Genomic DNA, 5,426 nt, shown 5'->3' with positions numbered 1-5,426 from the left:
TCTACGTCGATGTCCTGGGCCTTGTCGTCACCGAAGAGGACGAGGGTAGCCGGGTCGGTGGCTTGCCCCTGTCCGGTCTGGTACTGCCCGGTTTCGGCCTGGATTTGGGCATCGAAGTTAAGGCCCATGGCATAGCCGGTGGCATGGACAACCTGAGCGGCAAGGACCAGAGTGTAGGGGTGCACATTGTGCTTTTTAGCGTCCCAGCCCAGGGTGCCGGTGCCGGTAAAGAGCGGGGTAATTTCGGTGGGGTCAATCCCCCGCTCCAGGAGCACGCCGTGCTCGCGGTAGGAGGGGAAGATGTAGTCGTTAGGTGCCAGTGCACGGGCGGAGGCTATCTGGGCGGCCTCCTGCCCCACAGACGGAACCCAGAGAGCTAGCTGACCCTGCCGTTGCAGGGAGGTCATTTCACTGCAAAAACGGCGGGTGAGCGCCATGGTACGGTACATGTCTTTGAGATCTTCGCCGGTGAGCTCATCGGCAAAGGAGCTAAAGCTAGCGTGAGAGCTAGTAGTTCCGGTTTCATCCAGAAGTTGGATTCGCTCCGGGGTCCCCCAGGGGTTCTGGGGGCTTTTTGTTTGTGACATGCGTGTCTCCGGGTCCAGGTCTGTCTTTTTCTCTTGTTTAACCCTACGCCCGCTCTCGGCAGGGCAGGGCCTTATTTTTAGAATTTTTGACTGTTTCTTTACAAATAATGAGTTTACACAGACTCTGGCTCCTCCCCTACCCCGCAGGTTTCAGGGAGAAGCCAGCGCCGGAAAAATCCCCTTATTGGAGGGCAGGAGCTACTGAACGGTGAGGGAACTTTTCTGCAAGGGTGAGCAGGCGGGCGTTGGCCTGATCTTCACCAATGCTGATGCGTACGCCCTCACCAGCAAAAGCCCGCACCGAGAGAGCATGTGCCTCGGCCTGCTGAGCAAAGGCAGTTGTGTGTTCACCCAAGGGTAGCCAGACAAAATTAGCCCTGGTTTCGGGAACCCAGTAGCCCAGCTCTTTGAGCCCGGTCACTACTTTTTCGCGTTCAGCTACCAGGTGCTCTACCCGCTCCATGACCTCATCGGCGTGCTCGATGGAGGCGATAGCCGCCTGCTCAGCAATTGTTGTAACGGCAAAGGGGGTAGCAGCCACCCGCAGGTAGGCGGTGATATCGGGGTGGCTGATGGAGTAGCCAACGCGCAGGCCCGCTAGACCCTGTGCCTTGGAGAAGGTGCGCAGCAGCACCACATTGGGGTAGTCCCGGTAGATATCCAAGCCGTTGAGGGGCGGTTCCTGGCCCTCAGGGATTTCAGAAGCGGCACAGAACTCAAAGTAGGCCTCGTCAATAACCACCAGCAGGTCCTGAGGGACCTTACGGAGGAAGTCCCGCACCTGACTTTCAGTCACTGCCGGGCCGGTAGGGTTGTTGGGAGTACAGATGAGAATCACGCGAGTGCGGTCGGTGATAGCCGCCGCCATGGCGTCAAGGTCGTGGGCGCCGTTGGGTAGGTTGGGTACCTGGACGCTCTTAGCCCCGGCGAGACCCACACAGATGGGGTAGGCCTCAAAGGAGCGCCAAGCGTAGATGACCTCGTCCTGGGTACCGTCTTCGTTGGCACCGGCGAAAGTTGCCAGAATCTGGTTGAGCGCACCCAAGCTACCTGCTCCGGTCACGATGTCCTCGGGGTCAACCCCCAGGTACTCACCCAGGCGGGTGCGTAGGGCGGTTGACAGCGGGTCCGGGTAGCGGTGGGCAGTGTCAAAGTCAGCAAGCACCTGAGCGACAGAAGCAACCGGCCCGAAGGGATTTTCGTTGGAGGACAGCTTGAACCGTTCTAGCCCTTCCACAGTGGCAGGGGGCTTGCCGGCAGAGTACTTGGGGAGTCGAGAGAAAACGGGGCGGGGGCGCACACCGTCATTTTGAGTAATCTGAGTCATAGACCCAATTCTAACCAACCAGCGCCCCAGGGAGAACGCCCCAGCATCACAGCTGGCAGGTAGCCTTGCCTTTCTGATAGAGTTGCTTCGTCCGCGCAGGCGCGGCTGGCCTCCATAGCTCAGGGGTAGAGCATTTCCCTCGTAAAGAAAAGGTCGTCGGTTCAAATCCGACTGGGGGCTCCACAAGACGGCTAAGGGCCGCTTCCGAAAACACTCGGAAGCGGCCCTTTGTCTCTACCAGCTCGGTCAGCCCCGGCTAGCAGAAAGCTCTAAGACCGGTCCTCGTCAATGTGATGAGCCGTGCTGTAGCCAATCAGATAAGCCCACATCCAGGCGCTTACCGGCACCAGAAAACACAGCGCTAACAGGCTGGTGTCATTGTCAAAAATCCACCGGTAGAACCACCAGATTCCCGCCGAAGGAACAAGTAGTAGCGCAAAGAGACGCAAGAACCCGGGTGCGTAGCCCCCTTGAGGGGTTCTGCGGGCTTGAAAACCAAAATAATTTTTCACGGTGCTTATCTTTCTTGGCTCACCTAGGGAAAACTCTAGCTACGCCACAGGCCATAGGTCTTGGCAAGTGATGATACTTTTCGGGCACGCGCCAAACGTGGCAGATAGGAACCGTCCTTGGGTACAGAATCGCCTTCGCTCTTCTGCAAAAGCTCCCGCGCCCAGGCAATTTCGTCGGCGCTCGGGGCAAGCCCCAGATTGATAGTCTCGGTCTGTGCCGGGTCCAAGGTCAGTTTACCGGTCATGCCGTGGCTGGTGGTCACCGCGCAGTCCTTAAGCAAGTCCCCGCTGTGCTTACCCACAGAAGGCCCATCAATCGGGCCTGCCAGCCCGCCCACGCGGGAGGCCAAGACCAGCTGTGACCGCGCAAAAGCCAGCGCAATCGGGTCGGCTGAAACTCCGGTGTCGCGGCGGTAGTCACCCACACCAAAAGCTAGGCGGAAGGTACCGGGAGCCTTGGCAATACGCACCACATTCACCATGCCCAGGGCGGTCTCAATCAGCGCGATGACCGGAGTACCGGCAGGGAGCATCATAGCGGTACGAGTTACATGGTCAGGGTGTTCGGTCATAGCAAGCATGACCCCCTTGAGCCCCTCCGCACGGTTCAGCGCTTCAAGGTCTTTAGACCAGTGTTCACTGTCAATCGCGTTGATACGCACCCAGGCCGAAGCCCCCTTATTGAGCATGGCAACGATGTGCTCACGGGCAGCATCTTTGGCTTTCTCGGGGCAACCGTCCTCAAGGTCAATGATGACCGAATCTGCTTCTGATTCCAGGGCTGCTGCAATGGTCTGTTCGGTTGCATCAGCTGATACTAGAAGCCAGGATCGAGAAAGTCGGGCGGGCAAAGATGCGGCGCGTTCGTTGCGGTGGAAATTAATCACGGGATCCTCGTTAAGGTGGGTCTGACCCTCTCAAGTCTACCCCCGCAAGAGCTACCCGCTGCGGGTTCTTCCCGGCCCGCCTTAGAGTGTGAGCAAACGCCCGTCCACCATATGTAACTGGCCGGTAGCCAGCGCGGCCTGCTCGGCATCGTGGGTAATCATGAGCGTGGCAGTATTGAACTCGGCAGTGACCTGTGCCAGCAGTCGCACAATCTCTTCCGAACGCTCACTATCTAGGGCACTCGTTGGCTCATCGGCCAGCAAAAGCGCTGGCTGGCTCATCAGGGCGCGAGCAATATTGACTCGCTGACGTTGCCCACCCGAGAGCTGGTGCACCTTGCGGTGGCTGGCAGCAGAGAGCCCTACCAAATCAAGAAGGTCATGGGCCTGTGACCTAGCTGCCCGTAGCTCTGCCCCTCGAGCTCCCCCAATGCGTGCTACCAGTTCTAGCTGTTCTGCAGCGGTGAGTGAGGCAATCAGGTTGGGTTGCTGGAAGATAATGCCGATGGTGGTGCGGCGGAGTTCAGCTAGCTGGGAGTCCCGGTAGCCGGTGGTCTCTACACCGTTGATGAGGCGGCTACCGGAGGTAGGGGTGATCAGCCCCGCCGCCACAGACAGCAGGGAAGATTTACCGGAGCCAGATGCGCCGGTCAGGGCAAAGAATTCACCCCGCTCTACCGTCAGGTTGATGCCGTCCAGGGCGCGCGCGGTCAGGGGTTTTCCGGAGCTATCAACCCCATCGGGATAGTCAAGGGTGATATCGCGTAGCTCGAGGGCGGCGGCAGCTGCGGCTTGGGTAGATAGAGAGCCTGGCAGTACAGAGGTCATGGGTTTACCTTTCGGGATTAGATCAGAATTAATTAGTTGCCACCCAGGGCGAGCATGGGATCAACGGTTGCTACACGCCGTAGAGCGATAAGGGCACCACCCATACCTAAGGCCCAGATTCCAGCTGCTGGTCCGACAACTGTCAGGGGTGAGAGCTGGAAGGGTACAGTGCCCGAGACGAGAGCCCCTAGCGCCCAGCCAGCTAGGGCACCGCTGAGAGTTCCTAAAGCCAGAATTAGGCCAGCCTGGGCCAGGGCATCACGGGTCAGGAAAGCACGAGAAGCACCTAGCGCTCGCATGAGGGCGATATCCCGAGTGCGCTGAATGGTCCACACAGTCAGGAAGGAAACGATGACTAGGGCAGAAATACCGTAGAGGAAGCCCTGCATGGTCGTCAGTGAGCCGTGCTCTGATGAGTAGGCGGGCAGGGCCGCAAAGGCTTGCTTGGTGGTCAGTGCCTGGGTTCTGGTTGCTGTGGCCGTGGCATCTACATGGCTAGCGCCCTGAGCTGCTAGCACTGTTCCCAGTACGGCATCTGGCCCTGTGGTTGGGTTCTGGTGGGTGAGCTTCTGCCAGGTGCTGGTGGTGATCCAGCCTGCGGGGGTGTGGGAGTAGTAGGTGTCTTCAGCGATACCTGTCACAGTGAGTTCGGTACCATTCACGCTCACGGTATCACCCACCCCTGCACCTAGGTCGTGGGCCTGGCTCAGGGGGAGGACGATCTGGTCATCAGCTGCTTCAGAGCCCTCATGCAAGGGAGCGGTGGAGGCGGGCAGCTGAGAACCCTGGGGGGTGGCGATGAGGGTCATGGGTGCGGCTCCTTTGCCCTCAACCTTAGCCGTCAGGAAGCCCACCGGGGTAACCCTGTCTGCCTCTTCCTGCCATTGCTGGGTGAGACTGGTAGTCACACTGGAGTCAGTGAAAGAAGCCTTAGCTCCGGCTGTATCGGAGGCGAAAATAAACCGGTCGGCCCCCATTTTTTGGAGGGCATCGGTGTTTTGTCGCCCCAGCCCCCCGGTCAGCCCCGTCAGCATAACCAGGAGCAGGGTAATGAGGGTGACCGTTGCCCCAATAAGGGTAAATCGGCCCTTAGCAAAGAGGATATCGCGCCAGCCAACAAACATGAGATTTTACCTTTCAGAAGACAATCCCCGTATCAGGGGCTATATCTATCTGACCAGTTCACCGACCCTTACTACATCGGGGTAAGGGTTGAACCTATAATCAACCGTTTGGACGATAGCGGGGGAAGCGAGGTGAGGCTCTGAGAGGGCTAGACTGGTTG

At 58.8% G+C, this 5,426-nt stretch carries 6 protein-coding genes and 1 tRNA gene; 1 reads left to right on the top strand and 6 read right to left on the bottom strand.

Annotated features, from left to right (window positions below):
* Together ACN080_RS10345 and ACN080_RS10340 are read right to left on the bottom strand one after the other, a co-directional pair.
* Positions 1-587, bottom strand: a 587-nt coding sequence (locus ACN080_RS10345; RefSeq protein WP_419113740.1) for a thiamine pyrophosphate-dependent enzyme, incomplete at its 3' end; no start/stop codon positions are given.
* A gap of 181 nt (positions 588-768) precedes the next feature.
* A complete protein-coding gene (locus ACN080_RS10340) occupies positions 769-1,914 on the bottom strand; it encodes a histidinol-phosphate transaminase (protein WP_419111683.1) in 1,146 nt (381 codons plus the stop codon).
* 108 nt (positions 1,915-2,022) lie between these two features.
* Between ACN080_RS10340 and ACN080_RS10335 the strand changes: the two genes are divergently transcribed.
* Positions 2,023-2,097, top strand: a tRNA-Thr gene (locus ACN080_RS10335).
* An 86-nt stretch (positions 2,098-2,183) separates the two neighbouring features.
* Here the strand turns inward: ACN080_RS10335 and ACN080_RS10330 are convergent.
* The 4 genes from ACN080_RS10330 to ACN080_RS10315 all read right to left on the bottom strand — a co-directional run bounded on the left by ACN080_RS10330 (position 2,184) and on the right by ACN080_RS10315 (position 5,265).
* Entirely contained in the window at positions 2,184-2,426 is a 243-nt protein-coding gene (locus tag ACN080_RS10330) for a hypothetical protein (protein WP_419099075.1), read from the bottom strand.
* 35 nt (positions 2,427-2,461) lie between these two features.
* Positions 2,462-3,313 carry an HpcH/HpaI aldolase/citrate lyase family protein gene (locus ACN080_RS10325; RefSeq protein ID WP_419099074.1) on the bottom strand — a complete coding sequence of 284 codons (852 nt, stop codon included), beginning with the start codon at positions 3,311-3,313 and terminating at the stop codon, positions 2,462-2,464.
* 81 nt (positions 3,314-3,394) lie between these two features.
* The gene (locus tag ACN080_RS10320; protein WP_419113739.1) at positions 3,395-4,141 is read right to left on the bottom strand and encodes an ABC transporter ATP-binding protein; all 747 of its coding nucleotides are present in this window, start codon (positions 4,139-4,141) and stop codon (positions 3,395-3,397) included.
* Positions 4,142-4,173: 32 nt separating this feature from the next.
* The gene (locus ACN080_RS10315) at positions 4,174-5,265 is read right to left on the bottom strand and encodes an ABC transporter permease (protein WP_419113738.1); all 1,092 of its coding nucleotides are present in this window, start codon (positions 5,263-5,265) and stop codon (positions 4,174-4,176) included.
* Positions 5,266-5,426 lie beyond the last annotated feature (161 nt).

The organism is Rothia sp. CCM 9416 (assembly GCF_048513535.1).
In the GTDB taxonomy this organism is placed as follows: Bacteria; Actinomycetota; Actinomycetes; order Actinomycetales; family Micrococcaceae; genus Rothia.
The sequence above is the reverse complement of the archived record's forward strand: the minus strand, read 5'-3'. Positions and strand labels throughout refer to the sequence as shown.

Excerpts from the sequence above, each read along its gene's own strand:
- ACN080_RS10340 (WP_419111683.1), bottom strand. The coding sequence starts at position 1,914 with ATGACTCAGATTACTCAAAATGACGGTGTGCGCCCCCGCCCCGTTTTC.
- ACN080_RS10315 (WP_419113738.1), bottom strand. The coding sequence starts at position 5,265 with ATGTTTGTTGGCTGGCGCGATATCCTCTTTGCTAAGGGCCGATTTACC.
- ACN080_RS10320 (WP_419113739.1), bottom strand. The coding sequence starts at position 4,141 with ATGACCTCTGTACTGCCAGGCTCTCTATCTACCCAAGCCGCAGCTGCC.